25 protein-coding genes and 1 pseudogene are annotated in these 25,439 nt (G+C 61.7%); 16 read left to right on the forward strand and 10 right to left on the reverse strand.

Annotated features, from left to right (window positions below; all coding sequences use genetic code 11):
• Window positions 1-43: 43 nt before the first annotated feature.
• A complete protein-coding gene (locus ABWI03_RS11000; RefSeq protein ID WP_166813362.1) occupies window positions 44-1,126 on the forward strand; it encodes a M48 family metallopeptidase in 1,083 nt (360 codons plus the stop codon).
• Window positions 1,127-1,327: 201 nt separating this feature from the next.
• Window positions 1,328-2,362 (forward strand): baeRF2 domain-containing protein, encoded by a 1,035-nt coding sequence (locus tag ABWI03_RS11005; RefSeq protein WP_298779647.1) that lies wholly within the window; start codon window positions 1,328-1,330, stop codon window positions 2,360-2,362.
• A 38-nt stretch (window positions 2,363-2,400) separates the two neighbouring features.
• Here ABWI03_RS11005 and ABWI03_RS11010 read toward each other — a convergent pair whose 3' ends face one another.
• Together ABWI03_RS11010 and ABWI03_RS11015 are read right to left on the reverse strand one after the other, a co-directional pair.
• Window positions 2,401-3,567, reverse strand: coding sequence for a MinD/ParA family ATP-binding protein (locus tag ABWI03_RS11010; RefSeq protein ID WP_124568702.1), 1,167 nt, complete (start codon window positions 3,565-3,567; stop codon window positions 2,401-2,403).
• Between the two features lie 309 nt (window positions 3,568-3,876).
• On the reverse strand, window positions 3,877-4,584 hold the full coding sequence (locus ABWI03_RS11015; RefSeq protein WP_124568703.1) for a hypothetical protein: 708 nt from the start codon (window positions 4,582-4,584) through the stop codon (window positions 3,877-3,879).
• 218 nt (window positions 4,585-4,802) lie between these two features.
• On the opposite strand from ABWI03_RS11015, the gene ABWI03_RS11020 reads away from it, so the two are divergent.
• The 4 genes from ABWI03_RS11020 (at window position 4,803) to ABWI03_RS11035 (ending at window position 8,607) form a co-directional block, all read left to right on the forward strand.
• Window positions 4,803-5,333 (forward strand): hypothetical protein, encoded by a 531-nt coding sequence (locus ABWI03_RS11020; protein WP_029254615.1) that lies wholly within the window; start codon window positions 4,803-4,805, stop codon window positions 5,331-5,333.
• A gap of 108 nt (window positions 5,334-5,441) precedes the next feature.
• The gene (locus ABWI03_RS11025) at window positions 5,442-6,872 is read left to right on the forward strand and encodes a PepSY-associated TM helix domain-containing protein (RefSeq protein ID WP_298779642.1); all 1,431 of its coding nucleotides are present in this window, start codon (window positions 5,442-5,444) and stop codon (window positions 6,870-6,872) included.
• A 24-nt stretch (window positions 6,873-6,896) separates the two neighbouring features.
• Window positions 6,897-7,397 carry a copper chaperone PCu(A)C gene (locus ABWI03_RS11030; RefSeq protein WP_019747182.1) on the forward strand — a complete coding sequence of 167 codons (501 nt, stop codon included), beginning with the start codon at window positions 6,897-6,899 and terminating at the stop codon, window positions 7,395-7,397.
• A complete protein-coding gene (locus tag ABWI03_RS11035) occupies window positions 7,390-8,607 on the forward strand; it encodes a Dyp-type peroxidase (RefSeq protein WP_298779638.1) in 1,218 nt (405 codons plus the stop codon). Before ABWI03_RS11030 ends, ABWI03_RS11035 begins: the two co-directional genes overlap by 8 nt.
• Before the next feature lie 80 nt (window positions 8,608-8,687).
• Here the strand turns inward: ABWI03_RS11035 and ABWI03_RS11040 are convergent, their stop codons facing one another.
• Window positions 8,688-9,824 (reverse strand): GIY-YIG nuclease family protein, encoded by a 1,137-nt coding sequence (locus ABWI03_RS11040; RefSeq protein WP_095971339.1) that lies wholly within the window; start codon window positions 9,822-9,824, stop codon window positions 8,688-8,690.
• A gap of 45 nt (window positions 9,825-9,869) precedes the next feature.
• Window positions 9,870-10,457 carry a TetR family transcriptional regulator gene (locus ABWI03_RS11045; RefSeq protein ID WP_234036657.1) on the reverse strand — a complete coding sequence of 196 codons (588 nt, stop codon included), beginning with the start codon at window positions 10,455-10,457 and terminating at the stop codon, window positions 9,870-9,872.
• Window positions 10,458-10,635: 178 nt separating this feature from the next.
• Between ABWI03_RS11045 and ABWI03_RS11050 the strand changes: the two genes are divergently transcribed.
• The 3 genes from ABWI03_RS11050 to ABWI03_RS11060 all read left to right on the forward strand — a co-directional run bounded on the left by ABWI03_RS11050 (window position 10,636) and on the right by ABWI03_RS11060 (window position 13,841).
• A complete protein-coding gene (locus ABWI03_RS11050) occupies window positions 10,636-12,201 on the forward strand; it encodes an LVIVD repeat-containing protein (protein ID WP_298779633.1) in 1,566 nt (521 codons plus the stop codon).
• A complete protein-coding gene (locus ABWI03_RS11055; protein ID WP_235171429.1) occupies window positions 12,198-12,854 on the forward strand; it encodes a DUF305 domain-containing protein in 657 nt (218 codons plus the stop codon). Before ABWI03_RS11050 ends, ABWI03_RS11055 begins: the two co-directional genes overlap by 4 nt.
• A gap of 63 nt (window positions 12,855-12,917) precedes the next feature.
• Window positions 12,918-13,841 (forward strand): DUF2797 domain-containing protein, encoded by a 924-nt coding sequence (locus ABWI03_RS11060; RefSeq protein WP_298779628.1) that lies wholly within the window; start codon window positions 12,918-12,920, stop codon window positions 13,839-13,841.
• A 7-nt stretch (window positions 13,842-13,848) separates the two neighbouring features.
• Here ABWI03_RS11060 and ABWI03_RS11065 read toward each other — a convergent pair whose 3' ends face one another.
• A complete protein-coding gene (locus ABWI03_RS11065; RefSeq protein WP_095971344.1) occupies window positions 13,849-14,319 on the reverse strand; it encodes a hypothetical protein in 471 nt (156 codons plus the stop codon).
• Window positions 14,320-14,570: 251 nt separating this feature from the next.
• Here ABWI03_RS11065 and ABWI03_RS11070 point away from each other — a divergent pair, with 251 nt between their 5' ends.
• The 3 genes and pseudogenes from ABWI03_RS11070 to ABWI03_RS11080 form a co-directional block, all read left to right on the forward strand.
• Entirely contained in the window at window positions 14,571-15,392 is an 822-nt protein-coding gene (locus ABWI03_RS11070) for a roadblock/LC7 domain-containing protein (RefSeq protein ID WP_095971345.1), read from the forward strand.
• Window positions 15,393-15,503: 111 nt separating this feature from the next.
• Window positions 15,504-15,869, forward strand: a complete 366-nt coding sequence (locus ABWI03_RS11075; RefSeq protein WP_296555903.1) for a pyridoxamine 5'-phosphate oxidase family protein — start codon at window positions 15,504-15,506, stop codon at window positions 15,867-15,869.
• A 78-nt stretch (window positions 15,870-15,947) separates the two neighbouring features.
• Window positions 15,948-16,691: pseudogene (locus ABWI03_RS11080) on the forward strand (HNH endonuclease family protein); the annotation flags it as partial.
• A gap of 16 nt (window positions 16,692-16,707) precedes the next feature.
• On the opposite strand, the gene ABWI03_RS11085 reads toward ABWI03_RS11080, so the two are convergent.
• The 4 genes from ABWI03_RS11085 to ABWI03_RS11100 all read right to left on the reverse strand — a co-directional run bounded on the left by ABWI03_RS11085 (window position 16,708) and on the right by ABWI03_RS11100 (window position 20,267).
• Window positions 16,708-16,878 carry a hypothetical protein gene (locus ABWI03_RS11085; RefSeq protein ID WP_166811684.1) on the reverse strand — a complete coding sequence of 57 codons (171 nt, stop codon included), beginning with the start codon at window positions 16,876-16,878 and terminating at the stop codon, window positions 16,708-16,710.
• Window positions 16,879-17,221: 343 nt separating this feature from the next.
• Window positions 17,222-17,590 carry an Rv1352/Rv1906c domain-containing protein gene (locus ABWI03_RS11090; RefSeq protein ID WP_298779623.1) on the reverse strand — a complete coding sequence of 123 codons (369 nt, stop codon included), beginning with the start codon at window positions 17,588-17,590 and terminating at the stop codon, window positions 17,222-17,224.
• A 288-nt stretch (window positions 17,591-17,878) separates the two neighbouring features.
• The gene (locus tag ABWI03_RS11095; RefSeq protein WP_298779620.1) at window positions 17,879-18,997 is read right to left on the reverse strand and encodes an Ig-like domain-containing protein; all 1,119 of its coding nucleotides are present in this window, start codon (window positions 18,995-18,997) and stop codon (window positions 17,879-17,881) included.
• 55 nt (window positions 18,998-19,052) lie between these two features.
• Complete coding sequence (locus ABWI03_RS11100) at window positions 19,053-20,267, reverse strand: Ig-like domain-containing protein (RefSeq protein ID WP_298779617.1); 1,215 nt, start codon at window positions 20,265-20,267, stop codon at window positions 19,053-19,055.
• 297 nt (window positions 20,268-20,564) lie between these two features.
• Here ABWI03_RS11100 and ABWI03_RS11105 point away from each other — a divergent pair, with 297 nt between their 5' ends.
• The 3 genes from ABWI03_RS11105 to ABWI03_RS11115 are packed head-to-tail and all read left to right on the forward strand — an operon-like array spanning window position 20,565 to window position 23,172.
• A complete protein-coding gene (locus tag ABWI03_RS11105) occupies window positions 20,565-22,064 on the forward strand; it encodes a SulP family inorganic anion transporter (protein WP_298779760.1) in 1,500 nt (499 codons plus the stop codon).
• A 35-nt stretch (window positions 22,065-22,099) separates the two neighbouring features.
• A complete protein-coding gene (locus ABWI03_RS11110; RefSeq protein ID WP_298779614.1) occupies window positions 22,100-22,525 on the forward strand; it encodes a MerR family transcriptional regulator in 426 nt (141 codons plus the stop codon).
• Between the two features lie 26 nt (window positions 22,526-22,551).
• Entirely contained in the window at window positions 22,552-23,172 is a 621-nt protein-coding gene (locus ABWI03_RS11115) for an L-threonylcarbamoyladenylate synthase (protein ID WP_003945756.1), read from the forward strand.
• A gap of 8 nt (window positions 23,173-23,180) precedes the next feature.
• Here ABWI03_RS11115 and ABWI03_RS11120 read toward each other — a convergent pair whose 3' ends face one another.
• A complete protein-coding gene (locus ABWI03_RS11120) occupies window positions 23,181-24,140 on the reverse strand; it encodes a helix-turn-helix domain-containing protein (RefSeq protein WP_298779610.1) in 960 nt (319 codons plus the stop codon).
• Window positions 24,141-24,303: 163 nt separating this feature from the next.
• On the opposite strand from ABWI03_RS11120, the gene ABWI03_RS11125 reads away from it, so the two are divergent.
• Window positions 24,304-25,416: an NDMA-dependent alcohol dehydrogenase gene (locus ABWI03_RS11125; RefSeq protein ID WP_298779757.1), complete on the forward strand. Its 1,113-nt coding sequence runs from the start codon at window positions 24,304-24,306 to the stop codon at window positions 25,414-25,416.
• The last annotated feature ends 23 nt before the right edge of the window (window positions 25,417-25,439 follow it).

Consider the following 25,439-nt stretch of genomic DNA (forward strand, 5'->3'; position numbering starts at 1 on the left):
TACCCTGGAGGTGAGTCGACACACATCGAAGTGAGGGGCCACCATGACCACTGCGCCAGATCGCACCCGAATCGAGTTCCCGGACATCAGCTCGCGTGCGTGGGAACACCCTGCCGATCGGGCTGCATTGGTGACCCTCCGGACACTTCGGGGGTTCGACACCGTGCTGCGGACGCTGTCCGGCTTACTCCAGGAACGCCAGCATCGCCTCATGTATCTCGCTACATCCGTGCGGGTCGACGAACGCCAGTTCAGCGACCTGAACGATCTGCGACGCGATTGCGTCGACATTCTGCAGGCCGACGAGACACCAGAGTTGTTCGTCCTCCAAACCCCGATGGTCAATGCCTTCACCATCGGTATGGACAAGCCGTTCATGGTGGTCACGACCGGCCTGCTGGACGTGATGAACTACGAGGAGCAGCGGTTCATCATCGGCCACGAACTCGGCCATGCGCTGTCCGGCCATGCGGTCTACCGCACCATCCTGATGCATTTGATGCGACTGGCCGGAACCATCGGTTGGTTACCCGTCGGCGGGTGGGCACTGCGCGCGATCATCGCCGCCCTCATGGAATGGCAGCGCAAATCCGAACTGTCCGGCGATCGCGCCGGATTGCTGTGCGGGCAGGACGTCCACACCGCGATTCGCGTCCAGATGAAATTGGCGGGCGGATCGCGAGTCAGTGAAATCGACATCGACGCATTCCTCGCCCAGGCTGCCGAGTACGACGCCAGCGGCGACCTCCGGGACGGCGTACTCAAGCTCCTCAACATCGAACTGCTCTCGCATCCGTTCTCGGTACTTCGCGCCGCAGAACTCAAGAAATGGGTGGACAGCGGAGACTATGCCGCGATCCTGCGCGGAAACTACCCGCGGCGAGGAGAAGACGACGGAGCGAAGATCAGCGACGAGTTCAAGAATGCAGCCAAGAGCTACAAGCAGAACTTCGACGAGTCAGAGGACCCTCTGATCCGAATGGTGCGCGAGATCGGCAGCGGACTGGGCGGCGCGGTCGGCGCCGTCGGAAACGGCGTCGGCGACGTGGCGTCGGATATCAAGGAACGATTTACTCACTGGCGCAAGAGTTCCGACAGAACGAAGGGCACCGACGACGCCGAGTGAGCAGAATCGGGACCTGCCACCGAAGGCAGTCGGCGGCAGGTCCCGGGCTCTTGGCGTGAGAGTGATGCAGGCTTCCCTCTGCACCACCCTCACGTTCACAGACAGTACCAGCAGTCGAACAAACGTGCGAACTGAAAGCGGTCGTGTCGAATACCCGGTTGTCGGGTACGCGGCATAGGACCACTACAGAAGGGAGCCGACATGCATGCTGGGCGACTGAAGAAGGTCGGTTCGAGTGACGGCCCGTTTGCCTCCGTGTACTTCGAAGACGTCCGCAACCGGGAGGATGCGCGCGAGCGCTTCGAACTCGAATGGCGCTCGATGCGCAATCAACTCTCGAAACAGGGCGCGTCCGAAACGCTCATCGCACGACTGGACGAGGTGAAGGACAACCATCACGGAATCTCGGGACGCGCTGGGCGAGCGATAGTTGCCACACCCGAAGCAGTGCTGATCGACGATATTCTGCTCGAACCCGCCGGATCGACCATCGCAACCTTGGGCGAGCTGCCCTACTTGATTCCACTGATCGCACACGGATACGACACCGAGCCCTTCCTCATCGCCAAGGTCGACCACACCGGCGCGGACCTGTGCGTGCGCGATGCCCGCGGGCGTGACGTGTACGGCGAATCGGTCGACGGCGACGGCTTCCCGGTACACAAGGCGCACGTGGGCGGCCAGGAGCGGTACACCGACAGTCAAAGCCTCGTGGAGGAGAACATCCGGAAGAACCTGGCACAGGCTGCGGAGCGCGCGGCATCGCTCGCCCGCGAACACAAGGTCGCGCTGGTGGTCGTGATCGGAGAAGTACAGTCACGCAAAGCTTTTGCACAGCTCCTACCGTCGACGCTACGAGTGGTGGATGTCGAAAAGGGTTCACGTTCAGTGGGTTCGTCACCTGCTGAGGTGTCCAAGTCGATTCGTGAACTGATCGATACGCAGCGGCTGCGCAGGATGGACTCGGAAACCGAACGCTACGTCGCAGAGCAGGGACGGGACTCCGGTCTCTCCATCGACGGGACCGCGCGCGTCCTCGACGCTCTCGAACAGGGCAAGGTCGAGACACTGTTGCTCACCGATCCCGACGACAAGGAAGTCACCAGCGGAAAGTTGATCGGGCCCGCCGATCGCGTACTCCCCTACATCGCAATCGGGACCGGAACCGAACTGGTACAGATCGACGAACGCCTGGTTCTCGCCGACGGGTACGGCGCGATCCTCCGGCATCCCTGAACATCGGCAGCCTGATCGGATTCGGTGGATGAGCACCTTCAGCGAGAGGCGTGCTTGCCCACCGAGTCCGGAAATCCGTCGGCAATTGCTGCGACAAGTTCCAGATATGCCCGCGCAGTGCGCTTGTTCAGCAATTTCAAGTCGATCGGACCGCCCTCGCCGAGGTGATCGTCGTAGGGCAAGGTCTTGACCGCGCGCACTCCCCGCTGAGCGAAAACGTCTTCGAGTTGATCGAGGTCGAGCGAAGACGAACCCGGCCTCGTCGAATTGATCGCCACGACCGACCTGCTCACCAGGTCTGCGTAGCCATGCTTGGTCAGCCAACTGAGCGTTGCAGCAGCACTACGGGCACCGTCCTGTGCCGTCGGGCTGACGACAACCAACGCATCTGCTTCGTCGAGGATTCCGTACATGGCCGAGTGCATGATCCCTGTGCCGCAGTCGGTGATGACGATGTTGTAATGCACCTCGAGAATTCGCAGAGTATCGAGGTAGTCCTGTTCGTTGAACGACTCCGAGGTTTCCGGATCTGCTTCACTCGCAAGGATTTCGAGCCGGCTGTCGCCTTGAGACGTGTAGTAGCGAACATCGCTGTACGTGCGAATGTCGCCGTCGGCCAACAGATCACGAACGGTCAGATGATGTTCACGTCGTTCGCGATCCGCCAGGGTCCCCAGATCGGGGTTGGCGTCGATGGCCACGATGCGATCCCCACGGATCGACGCGAACGTCGAACCGACGGTCTTGGCCGCCGTGGTTTTTCCCACACCGCCCTTGAGCGAGATGAAGGCAATTTTGTACACACCGCGCACCGTGCGGTTGGCACGGCGCACGAGAGCTTGGTGCTCGAGTTCGGCAGCAGACTGCCCCGTGTTGATCCGCCCACCGGTGAGTTTGAACAACACACTGCCCAAACCGCGTTCAGGCGGACGCTTCGCTCGCTTGATGATGTCCAGGTCGTCGACGGACGTCATAGCCCTGGGCGTCGAGGTCCGAAAATCGGTCGGCTCTTCACGACGTTGCTGACGCATCCGCTGACTGGGCAACGGTTTTGCTGCGGGTTCGTCGAATTGCGGTGTGAAGGTGACGGTTCGAATCGACGTTGCGTAACCGTCGTCGGACGCGTCGAAAAGGCCGTCGCCCTGAGTTGTTCCGGAGTTGTTCCCCAAGACTCCGCCATTCGAACCGTTGTTATCGCTGCGCACCGTTTTCCTAGGTCGAGTTCGGAATCATTTCGGACATAGCCTCTCGGACGCTATCACTCTGGCGGGCTTGCCGTTCTCTGCTCAATACCGTCACGGCACAACAGACCGTTACACCCGCACTTCGATGACTTTGGTCCTCACACTGGTGCCATTCTCAGCAAATACGATCGTCGTAAGGATATGCGGCACAAATATCTTCATCGGTCGACAAAAGCGGCCTTCCGCAATGTCAGGGCAAATCCCTTGGTAACAAACGAAAAAAGGGAGGGTGATCGCGCAAGCGATCACCCTCCCTTCATGGACATGTGTTCAGCTGCTGCAGAATTCCGAGCTCCCGAGGCTCCCGAAAATCGTCGACAGATCCACACTTCCGAGCGAACTGCCTGTATCGCAGCCGTCGGCAGTAAGCGCGAAGTCGACACCGGTGACGTCAGCCGTACTCAGATTCACCGGAATTGAGGTTGGATCGGCGCCGCAACCGCTGCCGGGAATCACTTCGACGGAATAGCCATCCTTGGCCGGCTTGTACTGAAAGAAGTAGTCACCGGATCCATCCGTGGTTGTCGTCGCGATTTGTGTGCCCGCATCGAGCAGATTCAACGTCACGTCGGAAGCACCGACTCCATCGACGCCCGGACACCCGGTGACAGTTCCGAAGATGCTGAACACTTTCACCATCTCGAAGTCGATCCCGGTTGCGTCGGATGTCGTCAGATCCACCGGCGTGCCGTTGGGTACGGATCCGCATCCGGCGGGCGCGTAGGGACTGACGGTGTAATTGCCCGGAGGAACATTCGCGATCGTGTACGCGCCACCCGCCCCGACAGTGGCCGAGGAGATCTGCGTCGAACCGTCCCATACGACCATCCATATCCCGACCGGATCGCCAGAGTCGCTGCACGAGTTGACGAGGGTTCCCGACACCGAGCGTGTGACCGGGTCCGCCGAGGCCACCGAAGACAGGAAGAGACCGAACGCACCCACCAGGGCGAATATCGCAAAGAATCGACGCCTCATGAAACTCTCCTATGTGTTTGCCCTGCCGTCGACCCGTTGCCGGCGACCAGAGCCAAGTCAACACGGGAAAATGACCGTCATGTTTGTTTCGTCCACTCCTCGGCAAAGTTTGGCGAATCGGACAAATCGCCCTCTGACACGGTCGTCGGTCGGCGACCACAACGATCCCGACCGATCACCTACTAAGCCCGGTAGTAGGCGCCTGTATCCTTTCGCGTATGACGCCGGGTCCGAAAGATGTCGCGCAGCTGCGCGGCGCTTTTGTGGGCGGCACCTCCGGCGCGGTGTCGGTCGCAGCCCACGCCCTCGGTGGCGGCGGCATGGCCCCGTCCGAAAGCGCCGTGGTGTTGTTGATCCTCGCGTGCGCGAGCGTCGGCGCGGTGGTCACGTCCATCGACACCCGCAGATCCCCCGCGCTCTTGCTTGCCCTCATGCTCGCAGCGGGTCAGGCCATCGGCCACGCGACATTGACGATCGCTTCAGATCATCAACACGGCCTGCTCCTGTCGCTTCCGATGCTCGCAGCGCACATCGCTGCGGTCGGAGTGTGCGCAGTACTGATCCGCGGCGCAGAACGCGGGTACGTCGTGGCGGCGTCGACGGTAGCGGCCATCGTCGCGGTGCTCCTACGGCCGTGGGCGCCTGAACCATCGCCGTTCACTGCGCGCACTCGATACCGCGCCAAAGTTGTTCTGCGTCAACTTCTCACTTCCGGTTTGGGCACTCGCGGCCCGCCGGCTTTCGTGTAACTCACCTTCCCTTTCCTTTCACGCACGTGATTTCGTGCGCTACTTTGCTGTGCGCCTTTATTAACCGCCCGCGGTTAATAAAGGCGCACGGCGGGATCGAGTACACGCATGTCCGCACCCGAATTGGAGCGCGCACAGACGCGCGCGTCCAACGACAGTTCTCCCCCGAAGACGCAGGTTGGCGGCGCCAGACCACTGATACTGCGTCTGCATTTCTACGCCGGCATTCTCATCGGGCCGTTCATCCTCATCGCCGCGTTGAGCGGTGGCCTCTACGCGATGGCGCCCACCATCGAGAAGTTCGTCTACAGCGACTACCTCCAGACCGACACCACCGGACAGATCGCGTCTCTGAACGACCAGATCCGTTCCGCTCAGCAGTATCGACCTGACCTGACGGTCTCGGCAGTACGTCCGTCCCCTGCTGCCGGAACCACCACACGGGTCCTGTTCACCGATCCGTCACTGGGCGAATCGGAGAGGCTCGCGGTCTTCGTCGATCCGGTGCTCGCACAGCCGGTCGGCGAGTTGGCCGTGTACGGAAGCAGTGGTTCGCTGCCATTGCGCACCTGGATCTCCCAGCTGCATCGCCACCTTCATCTGGGCGAACCCGGCCGCCTCTACAGCGAATTGGCCGCGTCGTGGATGTGGGTGGTCGCACTCGGTGGCGTCTACCTGTGGTTCCGTCGATACCGCACCGCCAGGAACGCTCGTCTGCTCACGATCGACCGAGCGTCCACCGGACGAAGCCGGACCCTGAACTGGCACGGTGTCGTCGGCATCTGGATAGCAGTTGCATTGGTCTTCCTCTCGGCGACCGGCCTCACGTGGTCGACCTACGCCGGAGAGAACGTCAGCAATCTGAGAACTGCATTGAGTTGGACGACGCCCTCCGTCGTGAAAACTCTCGGCGACGCTCCCCCACCGGCGACAGGCGGGCACGAGGGCCACGACATGGCTCCCGCTGCCACCGGCACTCTGACCGATACCAACGTCGGACGCGTCGACACCGTCCTCGGAATCGCCAGATACAACGGGATCACCGGTCCGGTCGAAGTATCGATACCTGCCAATGCCGAGACAGCGTTCACCGTCGCCCAGACTCGTGAGCCCTGGGTGTACAGCAACAACACCATCGCCATCGACGGAGCGACACAAAAGGTCACCGACGAGTTGTGGTTCTCGGATTGGCCACTCGCAGCCAAACTTTCGGCCTGGGGAATCCAACTCCACATGGGCCTGCTGTTCGGCCTTGCCAACCAGATCGCACTCGCCGCACTGGCACTCGCGCTGGTCAGCGTGGTCATTCGGGGTTACATCATGTGGTGGCGCCGACGCCCCACCCGTGGCTCCGACTGGGCAGTCGGCCGGGCTCCTGCCCGCGGCGGAATCCGCAACCTCTCCCCGATCAGCCTCGTTGCGCTCGTCGCGATCACGGCGCTGGTCGGCTGGTTCGTTCCGCTACTCGGCATCAGCCTGCTCGCATTCCTGCTGATCGACGTATGCATTGCAGCGTTCAAACGCCGCGCCACTACCTGACAATCACGAATTACGGAGACACACATGACTGTTCGCACCAAGATATTCGCAGCTGTTGCATTGACCGCAGCTCTCGCGCTGACCGGCTGTTCTTCCAACTCCGACAAGGAAACCGAAGCTGCACAATCCATCACAGTTCAGGATCAATGGGTCAAGGCCGCGCCGGAAGGCATGAGTGCGGCGTTCGCCGAACTCGTCAACTCCAGTGACAAGGACGTACGCGTGGTCTCGGCCACCAGCCCCGCGTCGTCTCGACTCGAATTGCACGAAGTCGTGACCGGCGACGGCGGAACGATGACGATGCGCCCCAAGGACGGCGGTTTCCTGGTCCCTGCCAACGGTTCCGCCTCCCTTACCCCGGGCGGTGACCACCTGATGTTCATGGACCTGTCGGCGCCGCTGCTCCCGGGCGCCGAAACCGATCTCACCCTGATCTACGACGACGGCTCCAGCACCACGTTCACAGCTCAGATTCGCGACTTCTCCGGTAATCAGGAGAACTACGACCCGAATCACGGTGGCTGAGAACACGAACCCGCCCAGCCGAGCTCTCAGCCGGCGGCGCCTTCTCGGAGGAGGCGCCGCCGCGCTCGGCGTCGCGGGAATAACCTGGGGCGCAACCACAGTGGTCGAGCGCAGCGAACACGAGCAGCAAGCAGGCAAGCTCGTGGAACCGTTCTACGGAGTCCACCAAGCTGGGATCGCCACCACTCCACAAGCGCACGGCACGTTCATCGGGTTCGACCTCTTGCCTGGAACCGATCGAGCAGTCGTCGTCGGGATCATGAAGATGTGGTCCGAGGATGCGTCACGGCTGACCGCCGGCAGTCCGGCGTTGGCGGACACCGAACGGGAACTTGCCGTGGATCCGGCACGCTTGACGGTGACCGTCGGTTACGGCCCCGGCCTGTTCACCAAGCTGGGATTGCATTCACGTCAACCGGATTGGTTCGAGCCGTTGCCGAGCTACGCGATCGATCGACTCGACGAACGATGGGGCGGCTCGGATCTGCTACTGCAGATCTGCGGCGACGATCCGGTGACCATTGCTCACGCCGTTCGAGTGCTGACCAAGAATGTCCGATCACTGACGACAATCCGATGGACGCAGAAAGGATTCCGGAACGCACGTGGCACCACGCCCGAAGGAACCACGATGCGCAATCTCATGGGCCAAGTGGACGGGACGGTCAATCCGGCTCCGGGAACAGTGGATTTCGATTCACTGATCTGGCACGACGGGACCGGGCAGTCGTGGCTCGCGGGCGGAACCTCGTTGGTACTACGACGCATTCGCATGGAAATGGATACCTGGGACGAACTCGATCGCTCGGGACGCGAACTCACCATGGGGCGCACGTTGTCCAATGGCGCTCCGCTCAACGGAACCGACGAATTCGACGAAGCGGACTTCACTCTCACGGACAAGTTCGGTATTCCGGTGATCCCTCCGGGATCACACATCGCGCGAGCCCATCAGACGCACGAGAAGGAGCAGTTTTTCCGCCGGGCGTACAACTACGACGACGCACCCGAGAGCGGGCAGACCTCGAACTCGGGGTTGATCTTCGCCGCGTTCCAACGGGACATCGCCGAGCAATATCTGCCGGTCCAACAGCGGTTGAGTGACTTCGACGCACTCAACGAGTGGACGACGCCGATCGGTTCTGCGGTGTATCTCATTCCGCCGGGGTGCACCGAGAACGATTACCTCGGAAGCGGTTTGCTCGGCTGACAACACCGGGTAACGATATTGTGGGGGCGGGATCCGAACGGATCCCGCCCCCACAATGCCCTCTACCTGAAGCTGTTGCGTTACTTGGACTTACGAGGCCCCGGCATAACCGCACCCGGACGAGCGGTAGTCAACCTCGTGACCCAACCGCTGGCGGGCCACTTCTTCAGGCCGACGTTGTGCGGGGTGACCTCGGTTCCGACGTACTTGGCAGCAAGCTCGTCGTCGACGGTTCCGTTGAACCGCCACAGTTGGCTTCCGTCGGCATTGCGAGTGGAGACCTCCCATGACTGAGCGCGGAAGGCACCACGAATGATGCTGTCGGCAAAGACCAGAACGGGAATGCCGATCTCGGCACGGACAGCCGCACCGGCAGACCACTCGGCCCGTGCGAGTTCGTAAATCTCTTCCGGCGTTGCTCCCGGACGGGCGGAGGCCGGTACGTGGAGGACGATGCTCGGCGTCGGGAGTTCCGGCGCGGGATCGGCCGAGTATCGCAACGCGAGTTCCTCGACGCGGGTCGCACGGGCGTCCTTGTCCGAGGTATCGCCCGCGAGGTTGGTCAGGCCGTCTCCCGCGTCGGTAATCCGCAAGGCTTCCACGATGCCGCGGACGACCTCTCCGGTAGTGGCAGCCGAATCGGTGGCGGCGGAAACAGATCGGAGGAGTACGAAGTGCTCCACTGCCGAACCTGCGTCGTAGATTTCACGGATCCGAGCGATCTTGGCTGCCGTCACAGCAGCATTCGACTCGGCCGGGCCGTCCGCTCCTTCGAGATTCGCGAGTTCACCGAGCGCTTCGAACACCGGCGCGAACACCTGGTTTCCCGTGCCGTGCCCGACATGGAATACCTGGTCGTTACGTGGGTCACGCAACGCAAAGACATACTGCCCCAACCGCTTCCCGACCTTTTCGGTGAACGGCTGCGGAGCCGGCTTCCTGACGACGACCTCGGTGGACAGAGTGCGCATCACGGCCAGACGCAGTGCGTCGGGCACGCTGGCAGAACCGGCAGCACCGGAAAAGATTGCCGCCGAGGCAGCGCTGATCGAGGTGAACGTGCGGCCGACTTGCTTCTCGAGAGATGCAGAGACCGTACCGACCGCAGTCAGTTTTGCATCGAGGGTCCCGTCACCCTCGACAAGGAACTCCTTGATCAACGGAGCAACGAGCAGAGTGGAGCCGATAGCGCGAGGAACTGTCCAGACAATAGCCATGACACGAGCCTAGGCGATCACTTCGAGACGCGAGGCGAACGCGACTCAGCCCGCCGCTGTCGGCCCGGCCAGTCCCTGCACAAGTAGGTTCCAGGCCGCGTGCGCGACTTCTTTTCGTGAGCTCTCGGCGGTCCGTTCCATGATCGCGGCGAACATGGCGATCGCCAGGATCACGTCCTCGGCAGTGACGGACTCGCGTATCTTCCCAGCTCGACGCGCTTCGTCGAGGCGACCTTCGAGAAGATCGGTCAGGCGGGTGCCGGCCGAATTCAGTCGTGAATCGCCGAAGGAGACGGGCTTGATGACCTCCACGAACACGATCGAGGTGGTGATCTGGTCGACCAACAAACGAAAAAGATCGTCGAGAGTCGAATCCGGATCGGCAGCCAGATCTTGCAACTCGACGATGTTCTCGTCGAACACTGCGAGTGCCAGGCTTTCGCGAGTGGGAAAGTGCCGGTAGAGGCTGCCCTGGCCGACGCCGGCCGTACGGGCGATCAGGCTGAGCGGAGCAGCGAAACCCTGGGTGGCGAACACCTCGCGAGCTGCTGAGATGAGTGCCGCGCGATTGCGCGCCGCGTCTCTCGGCCCTCTGTTGAGAGATCCGCTATTGACGCGGCCAGACGATGTCACGCACACTACGATACCAACCGGACAGCATTGTCCGGTTGGTTGCGGCCCGACACCGGTTCACACCCCGACCCGACCGTCGTGAGCGCTCGAACCCGCGCCTGCCCTCCGTGCTGCCTGTCCGTGAGATACGTCTGCCCGTGAGATACGAAAGGCAATCCCGCACCGGGAGTTGGACTCGATGAAATCGTTCACGACCATCAGAACCAGATCTGCCATCGCGCTCGTCGCATTGATCACCATCCTTCCCGTGTGTGTCGCCGCGGCCGAACCAGCCCCCGCCCCCGGCTCGATCCTCGAATCCTCCGGTGTCGGTTCGAACGCGGCGAGTCGTGCGGAGTGCGGGCCTGGTTCGATGCCCGAGACCGGGTTGCAGGGTGATGTTCCGGCCGAGGACCGAAACAGCGGACGCAGCCGGGATGGTTACAGCTGCAACATGTCTCAGATCGGTGGCTACTCGGGTCGCGGCGGCGGGATCACATCCACCAACTTCGAACACTGCTCGTACGTCGGCAGCTTCTTCCCCGGGAACCTCCTCGGCCCCGCGCAAGGCGTCCAAGTTCTCGACGTGTCAGATCCTGCCAACCCCGCACTCACCGCCACTCTGACCGAACCGGCGATGCTGGCCGGAACGTGGGAGAGCCTCAAGGTCAACGCCACGCGAAAGCTGCTGGTGGGCACGGGCGTTCCGCTCTTGACCGGCGTCGGCCTGATGTCGGTCTACGACATATCCGACTGCGCGCACCCGAAACTGCTCAACCCCGGGCCGGGAACCGATCTGGGAATGCTGCTGCCCATCACCAATCACGAGGGTGGGTTCTCACCGGACGGGAACACCTACTGGTCTTCCGGCACCGCCCCCGGCGTGGTGAGCGCCGTCGATCTCACCGATCCCACCAACCCGCGTGTCATCTGGCAGGACCTCATCGGGTTGTCGACCCACGGATTCGGAATCAGTCCCGACGGAACCCGCATGTACCTGTCGAACAATCTCGGCGGAATACATGTTCTCGACATCAGTGAGGTTCAGCGCCGCGTCCCCAACCCTCGGGTGCGCCAACTGTCCCAGCTCTCGTGGACCGACGGGTGGGCCACCCAGCACAGCATTCCGGTGACGTACGACGGTTCGCCGTACCTGTTCACCGTCGACGAAGGCGGTTCAGGCGGAGTCAAATTGATCGACGTCTCCCATGACGACGAACCGTCGGTCGTCAATTCGGTGAAGCTCGAGATCAATCTGCCGGAGAATCAAGACGCTGCGCTGGCGTCCGCTGCCGGCGGATCGCTGTTCGCGTACGAATCTCACTACTGTTCGGCCGATCGCCCGGTCGACCCGACGGCGCTGGCATGCGGATGGATCTCGAGCGGAATTCGGGTCTTCGACATTCGAGATCCCTTCGATGTCCACGAAATTGCGTACTTCAACCCACCTGCTCGGACCGGCGACAATCTCCAACTCGCCAACTCGCCGCACGCTCTCGCATCGCTCATCGGGGTACCCATCCTCAGCACCCCGGCAATCGCGCAGTCGATCGCGCAGGGCCAGTTCGATCCCGGCCAAGCGCTGAGTTCGCGGTCGGGCATGCTCGCTCTCGGCGACATCTCGACCGATTGGTGCTTCTCCCCACCCGAATGGCGAGGTACCACATTGTGGGCGACGTGCGCCGACAACGGCTTTGTTGCCATGCAACTCGAAAACGGTGTCTACACACCACCCGCCGACCAGAAGACGACCGTGGGATCATGACGGTGCCACGATCGGTCAAAGCCGTCGCGCTCGTAGCTGCGGCACTGATGCTGCTCGTACTCGGCGCAGCACTACGTCCCCTGTTTGCACCCGAGAACCACACGCAGACAGCTGTTCTGAGCGAAACCGAAATCGGATTCGTACACGACATGGCGGCCCACCATCAACAGGCACTCTTCATTCTCGCGCGTCTGAGTCCTGATGTGGACCCGGCGGTAACGAGACTGGCCCAACAGATCGACGATGTTCAACGAACGGAAATCGGTGTCATGCTCGGTTGGCTGCGGTTGGCCGGTGTCCCGCCGAACAGTAGAACGCCGATGGCGTGGATGGAGGCGTCACCGAGCAGTGCGGGCGACTCTCATCATCACCCGGCAACGCCGGAAACAGAGGCCGACGCCATGCCGGGCATCGCTACGACGGAAGAACTCGAGAAACTGAGCGCCGCTCGCGGGTTCGACGCCGAGGTGCTGTTCCTTCAACTGATGGAACGCCACCACCGTGGCGGGATCGCCATGGCACAGGTGGCCGATACCCTGCTCGAGAGCGGGCCAGTGAAACAGTCCGCCCGCGACATGATCAACACGCAGAGTCAGGAGTCCGGGCTGATGACACTGATGCTCGGACAACGTGGGGCACAACCACTGCACTGACCCGCATGTGCACTGACTACCATGGGTGTCGACCTGTGAACTACAGAAAGAATCGACACTTCAATGACCCTGCTCGTTCGCGGAATCGAATGGTCGAACCCGACAGCACCGCGGATCCGATGCGTCGACGACACCACTTCCGCTACGACCTTCTTCACTCACGACTCGGTTCTGCGGTTTTCCGTCGACGAGAAGAAGGGCCGCCGCTGCCTCGGCTGGCGAGATCTCACCGCAGAAGGTCGAGGGCACTCGCCGTGTGACCGCGAGGCCACGGTCGTTGCCGGGCGCCAATGCGACCGGTGCCGAAATCGCGAGGGGTTCACCACAGTTCATCAGGCACACGTCAGCGGGGCGCACATTCATCCGAACGTACGCACCTACCTCGCACAACCACAATGGCTCTACGTGGACGTATTCGCCGGCGGTCAGATGAAGGTGGGGACGGCGTCCGAGTTTCGCAAACATCCGCGAGTCGCCGAACAGGGCGCGGTCTGCGCGTTGTTCGTCGCGCGGTCGACGGACGGTTACAGCATCCGTTCGCTCGAAGCCAGAGCGTCGGAAGAGTTCCACTTGAGTCAGGCCATACGTACGTCTCGGAAGATCGAGGCGTTGACGGGAACTCTTGATCGAGAAGAACTCCGAAAGTCGTTGCACCACTTCGTATCGTCGATCAGCGATGAGCTGAAGGACATCGGATCGGACATCGACGGCATCGAGATCCTGGAGGCTCCCGAAGAATGGCGGGCGCCGGCATGCGCCGACGTGGTCTTCGATGCCGCACCGTTGATCGCGTATCCGCACACTTTCGAGTCCGGGGAGCATTCCCTGTATCTGGAGGGCCTTGCCGGTTCGATCGCATCGATGCGGATCGACCCCGATCCTGAATCACCACGCTTTGTCGCGGACGTGTCCGGATTGGTCGGTCGAACCATCACCGTCGGCGAGTTCGAGTCCCCAGGCGTGGCGATTCAGGAATCGTTGTTCTGAAGGTTGGTCAGCAGCTTCCCGCAGTCGCTGCGGCGAATCCGCGAGTGACCTCGGCCTGCTCGTCGGCAGACAAGCTCGACCATTCGGGATAGGCCTGGATGGAGGTCAGCATGTCGTTTGCCAATGATTCACGCGTCATGCCCATTTCCTCGCCCGACTCGTCAATCGCCGGCTGGTATGCGTCGAGGTACCGGAGAACGTCGGAGCACGCCTGCGCGTAGGTCCGTGGCAGCGCCGAACTCACATTCGGGTCCGACGGGACCTCGGCCGGGACGCTCGAGTCGACGGGCGGTGCCTCGGTAGTCGATTCCGGCGACGTCGCCGGAGCCGCGGATGACGTCGTCGGCGTCGCAGTGGCGGTCGCCGAAGCGGAGGAAGTGAGTGTTCCGACCTCGGTCGGCTTGTCTCCGTCAGAACCGCAGGCAACCAGCGCCACCAGCGAGCAGGCACCGATGAACCCGGTGATCGTTTTCTTCATCCTTCAAGGATGCCAGAGGGCAGCCGGCGTTCGAACCGACCGGCGTCGCCGACTGGCCGGGATCGCCTGGGCGGCCCGTCGAATCCGAGCGCCTCGTCGGCCCGACTGCAGGATTGGACCGTATGCCCCGTCTGCCAACCCATGCTACCGTGATTTAACTGCAAAGTAACTATGGGCGGGATTGTCCGGTCTGCCGCGTTCATTCGGAACGCTCTGATCGGAAATAGTTCGTTTTTAAGGGGCTGGAACGAGTGGGACTTTTTCGTCGACGAGGTTCCCGGGAGGAAGACGACGATCGCGGGCAGAACCTCGATCGCAGCGACCCCGGGTACGCTGCCTGGTTCGCGAACGTCGCCGACGCGGGCAGTCAGCCGGTTCCGTACAAGCGGCCCCTGACCGCACCGGTCTATCCGCAACTCCACTCGCCGACACCGGACTACGAGACAGACACCGGATGGCCGCTCGACGCGCCCTCCGGAGACGGCTGGCTACCCGCAGACCGAATCGACGAATTCGAGTCGTCGTATGGCCGCTCATCTGCATCGAACGGAACGAACCCGCACATCTCACCAGCTGAACAGTTGCCGCCCGGCCCACCCCCGACGCCGCAACCGACGATTCCGCCTCGAAATGTACCGATGACTTCACCACCGAAGCATCACCTGGAGTCGCCCAGCGCGACTCGGCCCTACCAAGGAGAAGCAATGAGCAACATCGACAAAATCCTCGGCGAATTGATGCGCATCGACGGTGCCAGCGGTGCAGCCGTCGTCGACGCCGACAGCGGGATGGTTCTCGGTATGAGCGGCAACCCGTCGTTCAGCCTCGAATATGCCGGCGCCGGTAACTCCGAGGTTGTGCGAGCAAAGCTCCGCACGATGAGTAACTTGGGGATTACCGACACCCTGGAAGACATCCTGATCACCCTGAGCAACCAGTACCACCTCATTCGCGTCCTCGAGACGCCCGGACTTTCAACACTGTTCGTGTACCTCGTTTTGGACCGCGCACGTGCGAACTTGGCGCTGGCCCGCCACAAGCTGGGCGAGCAGACCCCCAAGATCGAGATCTGACGCGTCCACTCCACCCGAGAAGGCCCGGTCCTCACCCAACGGCGAGGACCGGGCCTTGTCCGTTCAGAACCGTCGATTGGTGAACGGCGCACCGACACCGATACTGGGACCGTGACTATCGCGGATACACCTTGCGTGTGGTTGACCACCCTCCGAAATGACGGCTCGCCGCACACGACTCCGGTGTGGTTCTTACTGCGTCGGAACACATTCTGGATACCGAGCGCAGAGCAGAATCGGAAGGTTCGGAACCTGCGGGACGATCCTCGGGTCTCGTTGGCCGTCGACGGATCCGCCGGCGATCCGTGGGTCGCACAGGGACTCGGGACAATTCATCACGACGTCGGCGAGTTCGGCGATCTCCTGAGACTTTTCGGCGAGAAGTACGCCGGCTGGGATGCCGCGGACGAGACTCCCGACGGCCCGCGGGTTCTCCTCTCGGTCCCGGTGACGCGGTGGCTCCTTCGACCGGACTGACAGACAGTGCCGGTTCGGCCCGAAATGTCGTGAATGACATACTTGTAGTTCATCTCTCGCAGAAATGGACTCTCACACATGGCACGCACGGCACATCACAGGCGCGGCATCACCGGCGTCACCATCGGCATTGCTGCCGTGATCGTGCTGGGAGGTTGCGCGAACTCCAACGCCGACGCGCCCGAAACATCTTCTCTCGGTTCAGGAATCGGATCCGGTGTCACGACGACGGCGGTGGCCGAAGCCTCGACGCCGTCTTCCGCTGCAGCTGAACTACTGGCGCAGATCCCGATCAAGGGACGCGCACCCAAGACCGGATACGACCGCGCGCTGTTCGGCACCGCTTGGACGGACGACGTCACCGTCGAGTTCGGTCACAACGGCTGCGACACACGCAATGACATTCTTCGCCGCGACCTCACCGACCTGACATTCAAGGACGGCTCCAAAAGCTGCTCGGTCCAAACCGGTACGCTCCGTGACCCGTACACGAACAAGACCATCGCCTTCACCCGCGGCCAGGACACGTCTTCGGCAGTGCAGATCGACCATGTAGTCGCACTCTCGGATGCCTGGCAGAAGGGCGCGCAGCAGCTGGACACCCAGACGCGAACAAATCTCGCGAACGACCCGCGAAACCTACGCGCTGTCGACGGACCCACCAACCAGAAGAAGTCGGATTCCGACGCAGCGTCGTGGCTGCCACCCAACAAGGCCTACCGCTGCCAGTACGTGACTGCTCAAGTGGAAGTGAAAGCCGCATACGGTTTGTGGGTCACCCAAGCCGAACACGACACCATCGCAGACATTCTCGCGACCTGCTGAACTCTTGCTTTGATCAGCGACCTTTGATCAGATACCGCACAATCGCCATTCCGAGCGCGAGGCCCACCACGGTGGCCAGCGCTGCAACCAGACCGTGACCGGTCAGTGCGACGAACGCGCCGGTGGTGACTGCGACGACCGCAATGATCCCCGCGTCCACTCTGCTTTGACCACGTTCAGGCATGGCACTCTCTCGTGCCGTCAGGTCCGTCCGCTCCCCTCGTAGCGGACGGACCCAGCGGCAAACTGTCGAAATACGCGAACTCCGGTGGCCTCACCGGGCTGACTTTGCGGGCGGTCCTGCGAGGCCGGCACGTCCCCCGGAGCCAACTCACATCGGTTCACGAAGTCCGTACCTTCGCAGAATATACCGATTGGTAGGTAATTACCGAGGGCTAAAGTCCCTGGTCATGGACTCATGCGACGAGTGGTCGGAAACTCGAGACGAACGAGCGTATCCGCGAGCCGAGCGTTTATCGAGATAGCGAGAACAGCCATAAGGCCGCCCGGACATGGAGCGGAGACGTCTAGGACCCGAAAAGTGATCCGAGATCCAATGATCCGATTGACGACACTCTCTTCCAATCAGCGCAATATGCGGTGGTGAAGCGAGAATCCGTCAAGAGAATCGTGACCGTCGCCGGTCCGAGGGTGCTTTCGAACTCGAGGACATTCACTTCACCGTCGCCGTCAACTTTTGCTCGGCCATAAATGCATGGCATGTCAGCCGATTCGGGTCCGGAGGTCGTGTAGGTCCCGGGCAACACCTCCCACGGCACGTCGAACAGCCCGTGACCGGGAATGTTTCCCGGCGCTGCTGAGGCCGTAGATGTCCCGATCATTGCCACACTGACAGCTACTACCGCAGTGGACGCGAGCAAACCAACCTTGCGCATTTTCCCTACCTTGTTCATACCTGAACCGCAGCGGCGAGTTCGAAGGCTTGTTGATGTAAGAACCCGCGGTTCGCGCAGTTCTTCAACTAACGGTAGTAAAAGGACACAAGTTTTGGTGAGCTACCTTTTGTGGTTCTGGCCCGGTTTCCGTGACGGAGACTCCCCTCGAGAAAAACAGGGAACGCCGGCGTTGCGGCTCTCGGCATGATTCGAACCTGTCATTCCAGTATTCGATCACACACCCGTATTCGAGCCGAAACGTCGACGCTCCCCTGCTGTTTGAGTGACTCAGCCCCCGAGTGAGCCTGTCGGAAGCTTCGAGAAGATGTCCCCGAGGCTTCCGGTTCCGCCCGGTGTTTCCGGATCCGTCGGATCCACCGGCTCCACGACGACGACACCAGGCACGGTGACGGTCACGGTCTTGTCCACGGACTCCGAGGCGCTGAACTTCTTGGTACCCAGAAACTTTGCGGTGATGCGATGTTCACCCTGGTCGCGGAACGGCCAGACCAGTTCTGCGTGACCATTCGAATCGACTGCGGCGCTGCCGATCTTCATTTCACCGTCGAAGAACTCGACTGTTCCCTCACCCGGATTCGGGTCGATACTCGCCGCGATCTTGACGTCTTCGCCGGTCAGTGCCTCGAGTGCAACGTCGACCGTCGTTTCGGTCTGGTTGGTCGAGAAGACCTCGGTAGTGGAAAGGGCGCCACGTCCGTCACCGGAGGCAACACAATACCCAGCTGCATTGGTCCACCGAGACTCACCGAAACTCATGCTCGTGTCTTTGATCTTGATAACCGGGCTCGCCGCCCCGGCGCGCAGGTGCGTCGTCGCGTTGCCCTCATCCAACCGAGCCGTGAGTGTCAATTCGACTGCCGGCAGGCGGAAGTCGGTGTTGGCCTTGACCTGCAGCCCTTCCTTGGGCTTGTTGTCGCTCGCGCTCGGCCCGTCGTTGACGGTCTTGTTGCCGGTGCCGGTAATTCGCAAATACTCACCGGCGGGGTTCACATTTCCATCTGCGCCGACACGGAGCAGCACCGCCGCTTCGCCGGTCAAGTTGGACGACGAATCACCGACGAGTGAGTACGAAATCAGTTCTGCACCTTGAGGAAGCGCGATGTCGTACTTGATACGACCGGTGTCCGAATCCGAACTACGCATGACGCCCGGATGGAGTTTCACGGTGAACTCTTCGCCGGGACGCACGGACCGGGGCGCCGTGACCTCCAGGTTGTCGGAGAACGACCAGTCCCAATCGGTGAAGCCGTCGACCCGGCACTTGTGTTCGACGGAAACTGTTCGCGTCACGGCATCTGAGGCCGCTGCCACCGGCGCGGACACAGCGAGGAGTCCGGCGGCGAGAGCTGGTACGACTGCGCAGGCAGCCAGGGTACGGGGGTTCATGTGTTGCCTTTCAGAAGAACTCGGGCATCGAGGGTGCGGTGAAGTAGGACCGTGATCACTTGCCGCCGAGCGAACCAGTCGGCAACTGAGGCAGAACGGACTCGAGGCTGCCGAAACCACCCGGGGTGCCCGGATCGGTCGGGTTGGGATCGACCGGACCTGTTGTATCGCCGGTCACCGTGAGAATGTGCGCCGCCGAGGTGTACGTCGCCTCGGCGCCGGTAGCGGTGAACACCGCAGTGACGGACTTGGTTCCAGCCTTACCGAAGGTCATATCCAGGCGGGCAATTCCGCGAACCACCGGTCGCGGCTCACCGACGGGCTTGCCGTCGACGATGAACTGCACTGTTCCCGTTGCGTTTTCCGGCGTGACGTGAGCGGCAAAGGACACCTTGGTGCCGGTAGCGGCGGTAGCCGGTCCTTCGAGCGTGGTCACGATGTCGGCTCCGGGTCCTGGATCAACAGGTCCCAGATCCCCGTCGATTCTCGTCGACGCCAATGCACCGGCGCCGGTGTTGAGGGGGCCGGTCTCACTGTCGCGAGGTGAGCAAGACGTGGGCGCCCAGATGGTTCCAGCGAGCCAGTGACTGACCTGAGGGAGGAAGGTCAAGAACGACTCCGGTCCACCGAACGTACCTGCAGCACCAGAAGTCCGGACATTGGTTTCGACTGCGCCGGAAGGCCCGGCCTTCACGGTGATTCTGATCTTCGGAAAGACGATGTTGGTCTCGGCTCCGGACTGAGCATTGATCGCAAGCCCGCCGTGCGCACCCGACGACGATGACGGGCTGTTGCCGATCGCTTCGTTCGCGCCGGACAACCGGAGTATCGGACCGTCCGCTGCGGGAGTGCCGTCTTCGTTCACGCGAATGACCGAAGCGGGTTTCCCGGCAACGACATTGCCCGGATCGGTGACTGTCGCGGAGACGAACTCCGCGTTGGCCGGAATCGGCAGATCGATCTTCAGACGCGAGATCTTCTTGACACTTGCGCCGCTCACATCGTTCGGGATCTGGACGCTACCCGGGTCCACGTCGATGTCGAAGACTTGACCTGGCGCCACGACAGAAGGAGCCGAAACCCGTACCGTGGCAGGCTTTCCGTCTGACGACGGACCGGAGAACGCACTCGGAACTGCGCGGCACGCGACCTGAAAGGTTGTCGACGTGGTTTCTGCAACGGGCGCCGCGGTCGCCGGAATCACGGCCACCGCAGTTCCACCGGCAAGGAGACCGGCGAGCAGCGCAGCGTTCAGTAAGCGTTTTGACATGATGTCCTCTCGGAACAACCTGATTGACGTTTGCCGCCGAACTGTAACGGAGTCACCGACCGAATTAGTCAGTTTTCGATCAACAAAACCCACACAGTAGGTAAACAATTGGTAAGAGTTACTGGCCGTCACAGCTGACCGCCCACATGAGCGTTTCCCATTCCGGGCATATATATGGCACGAAAGGCCTTGCAGCGTAGTCGAATTCAATGCCGTGTCGCACCGCGGCCGCACCTTCGTTCACACTCTACCCTTACGGGAGGGTAGGGTATGAGCACCTCGTCAGGACGGAATCTCATGGCAGTAACCATCACTTCATCCACCAACGACAATTCGGTACGGGCCGCTCTCCGGTCACCTCGCCGTCTCAAAACCGAAGTCTTGGCCGGACTTGTCGTTGCACTGGCGCTGATTCCCGAGGCGATATCATTCTCGATCATCGCCGGTGTCGACCCCCGTGTGGGCTTGTTCGCGTCATTCACGATGGCAGTGACCATCGCCGTCGTCGGCGGACGACCCGCCATGATCTCGGCGGCCACGGGCGCAGTCGCACTGGTCGTCGCTCCACTCACTCGCGAATACGGAATCGACTATCTGATTGCGACTGTCCTCCTGGCCGGCCTTCTACAGATCGTGTTGAGCCTCCTCGGCGTCGCGAAGTTGATGCGCTTCATTCCGCGCAGCGTCATGGTGGGATTCGTCAACGCACTGGCAATCTTGATCTTCATCGCTCAACTCCCCCACCTGATCGATGTTCCGTGGCTCGTCTACCCACTTCTGGCCGTCGCCCTCCTGATCCTCGTATTCCTGCCGAAACTCACGAACGCCGTCCCGGCTCCACTGGTGGCGATCGTGCTACTGACTACCGCCACAGTCGTTTTCGCTTTCGACGTTCCCGACGTCGGCGACGAGGGCGAACTTCCGTCGAGCCTGCCGACGCTACTGTTTCCCGACGTCCCTCTGAATACACACACACTGTCGATCATTGCTCCGTACGCATTGGCCATGGCGCTCGTCGGCCTTCTCGAATCGTTGATGACGGCCAAACTCGTCGACGACGTCACCGATACCCACTCGAACAAGACCCGCGAAGGGTGGGGTCAAGGCGTCGCCAACATCGTCACCGGTTTCTTCGGAGGCATGGGAGGGTGCGCGATGATCGGCCAGACCATGATCAACGTCAAGGTCTCCGGTGCTCGCACTCGGATCTCGACCTTCCTGGCGGGTGTGTTCCTGCTGATACTCGTGGTCGGCCTGGGTGACGTCGTGGCATTGATTCCCATGGCCGCATTGGTAGCCGTCATGATCATGGTCTCGGTCGGCACTTTCGATTGGCACAGCATCAATCCGAAGACCCTGCGCCGCATGCCGATCGGTGAGACGGTGGTCATGCTGGTCACCGTGGCCGTCACCGTCGCGACCCACAATCTCGCCTACGGCGTGATCGTCGGAGTGATCACCGCGATGGTGATCTTCGCGCGCCGCGTCGCGCACCTCACCGAAGTAATCGACGTCGCGCACCCGGACGCGGACACCCGCGTCTATGCGGTTCGAGGCGAGCTTTTCTTCGCGTCGAGCAACGATCTGATCTACCAGTTCGACTATGCCGGCGACCCGAAGAACGTTGTCATCGATTTGTCCGAGTCTCATATCTGGGACGCGTCAACCGTGGCAACTCTGGACGCCATCACCACCAAGTACGCGACCAGAGGCAAGAATGTCGAGATCGTGGGCCTCGACGGCGCCTCGGCCGAGCGCCATCTGCGCCTGTCCGGCCGCTTGGGTGACGGTCACTGAGAGGATGGAAGCCCAGCGCGACGAAAGTGGGAGTGATGTCTGAGACGGAACCCGCGGGCCAGGAGCAGAACATGCAGATCGGCCAGGTTGCCGAACGCACCGAACTGTCGATCAAGACGATCCGTCATTACGACGACGTCGGGCTGGTCACTCCGTCCGAGCGGAGCGCCGGAGGATTCCGCCTCTACACCGAGGCCGATGTCCAACGGCTACTGGTAATCCGACGAATGAAGCCGCTCGGATTCAGTCTCGAAGAAATGAGACAACTTCTCGATTCTCTGGCCGTGCTCGGCGATACAGCTTCGGACTCGTCAACACGAACCGCCGCAACCGAATTCGTCACCGCTTGCCATACCCGGGCGGAAGAAAGCTGCATACATTTACGCAAGCAACTCGCCTACGCCGAAGAGCTGACGGGATTGCTCGCCGACCACAGCCTGAACGGTGAACGGCGTTCGTGAACTGCGGTCTGAACTAAGCTGGGTTGATGGCCCGATACTTCGACGTTCACCCCGAAAACCCGCAGCCGCGCGCGATCAGCCAGATCGTCGAAATGCTGCGCAACGACGCGGTCATCGCCTATCCCACTGATTCCTGCTACGCCCTCGGCGCCCGAATGGACAATCACTCGGGCACCGATCGGATCCGCGAGATCCGTCACCTGCGGTCGGATCACCACTTCACGCTGGTCTGCGCCGACTTCGCGCAGCTGGGGCACTTCGTCCACGTCACCAACTCGGCGTTCCGCGCGGTGAAAGCGGCTACCCCGGGGCAATACACGTTCATCCTTCCCGCCACGAAGGAAGTTCCGCGACGGCTGGCACATGCCAAGAAGAAGACCGTCGGGGTGCGCATTCCCAGCCACCCGGTGGTGCGTGCACTTCTGCAGGAGTTGGGCGAACCGATCCTCTCCAGCACTCTTCTGCTACCCGGAGCCGAGGAACCGATGACGGACGGCTGGCAGATCAAGGAAGAACTCGACCACCAACTCGACGCCGTCATCGACTCGGGTGACTGCGGTACCGAACCGACCACGGTTGTCGACTATTCGTCCGGTGTTCCCGAGATCGTGCGCGTCGGCGCGGGAGATCCTTCCCGTTTCGAGTAGCCGCGACGTCAGCTCTGCATTTTCCGAGAGCGGAAGGCCGCCGGAGAAGTCCCGAACCGTTCTTTGAACAGTCGCGAGAAGTGGCTCGCGTCGGAGAAACACCATCGGGTTGCGATCGAGGTGATCGAGCCGTTCGTTCGGCGCAATTCCTCACGCGCCCTGGCCAAGCGCCGCGCCCGTACCGTCCCGTTGAACGTCTCGCCAGTTCGGCCGAAGACTCGCTGGACCGTCCGGGCCGAGACCGCGTGGGCGGCAGCAACAGCGGTCAACGACAACGACGGATCACTCAGGTGCCCGTCGATCCAGGCATCGATCGACAAGCGCAGAGCGACGGAACCGACAGCGTCGCCGGTTCCGATGGTTTGGCTCACCGCCCCGTCGAACAGTTCGAGGGTGGCATTTCTTGCCGCTGATATCGCAGATTCAGGAAGTTCGGCCAACGAATCGTCCAGCATCGACAGATAGGAAACCAACAACCGTACCGACGGTGAGTCCCGATTCAGTGCGCCGCCGAAAGCCGGCCACGCTCGACCAGAGACCTCTGCCAGAGCTGAGCGAGGAATCAGCAAATTGATCGAACGAATCGCCTCCAGCACCTCGAACTCGGCCTCATTGCGCGTATCCCACAGAACCACGTCACCAGCGCCCACGAGAATCGTTTCGCCTGCCCGTGTCAGCGCTTCGCGTCCTGAACGGATTGCGATCAGCACCACCCAGTCTTCCGTGGCGTCGGATACCTGAGTTGCTGTTCGCTTTCCTGAGCACGGATCACAACTGAGGTCGACGAGACCGAAGTCGTCCAGCGAGCGTCGCCTCACCGATGCGGTAAATCCCCCGCGTAGATCCGACCGGGATACCTGCACGTCGAGGGGAATGAATTCCTCCCGCAGACGGGACTCCCACCAGTGGCCACCCCCACCGAAAGGAATGCCGTCGGCAGCCTGCTGACCCGACCCGACGGTGACCATAACTCAGGTTATCGCATATTCACTTCAAGGGTCGGTGACACGGCGCGAAAACACCAGACCGTGGCGCGCAGATGCATGACCGAGGCCCTCGACGGGAGACAGCATGTGTCCAGGAGCAGACGAGAAGACCCTGCGCCGCGAAGCACGCTCGAAGGGAATGTCGATGAAGGCGAAGGCCGCAGTGCTGTGGGATCACAACACACCGTGGAGTGTCGAGGAGATCGAGCTCGCAGATCCGAAAGAACGAGAAGTCCTGATCAAAGTGGTTGCCAGCGGCATGTGCCACTCCGACGATCATGCTGTGACCGGCGATCTGGCAGTGCCACTCCCCGTGATCGGTGGCCACGAAGGCGCGGGCATAGTCGAGAAAATCGGCCCCGGCGTGCGAGACGTCGAGGTAGGCGATCACGTCGTCCTCTCGTTCATTCCCTCGTGTGGACGCTGCCGTTGGTGTGCAGTCGGGCAGAGCAACCTCTGCGACCTCGGCGCCATTCTGATGGCCGGCGCGCAGGTCGACGGAACATATCGCGCGGCAGCACGCGGGCACGACGTCGGAACCTTCTCGCTTCTGGGCACTTTCGGCAACTACACGGTTGTACCGGAAGCGTCGGTGGTGAAGATCAACAAATGGATTCCCCTGGAGAAGGCCTGCCTCGTCGGCTGCGGAGTCACCACCGGTTGGGGATCTGCCGTCAACACCGGAGAGGTCTCGCCCGGCGACTCCGTAGTCGTCGTCGGAATCGGCGGGATCGGCGGAAGTGCCATCCAGGGGGCGAAGATCGCGGGCGCGAGGCACATCGTGGCAGTCGACATCTCGCCGGACAAGAAGGCCATGGCCGAAACTCTCGGAGCGACACACTTTGCTTCGTCGATCGACGAAGCCATGACGCTGGTCAACGAATTGACCTGGGGCGTCATGGCTGACGTCGCGATCCTGACCGTCGGGGTGGCGAGCGGCGACATGATCCAGCCGATGGTCGGGCTGATCCGCAAGGGTGGCCGCGTAGTCCTGACAGCGGTCTCACCGATGGGTGCCACTGACACACAGTTGCACCTCGCCGAAATGACCCTGTTCCAAAAACAGCTCCGCGGAAGCCTGTTCGGCGAATGTAATCCTCGCGCCGACATCCCCCGCCTACTCAACCTCTACGAAGCCGGCCTCTTGAAGCTCGACGAAATGGTCACCACCGAGTACCGCCTCGAAGACATCAACCAGGGCTACGACGACCTGAAGTCGGGAAAGATCATGCGCGGAGTCATCATTCACGAACACTGATCATCGATCGGCGCACCTGTCAC

It is taken from the genome of Rhodococcus baikonurensis (assembly GCF_040489275.1).
GTDB classification, from domain to species: Bacteria; Actinomycetota; Actinomycetes; order Mycobacteriales; family Mycobacteriaceae; genus Rhodococcus_F; species Rhodococcus_F baikonurensis.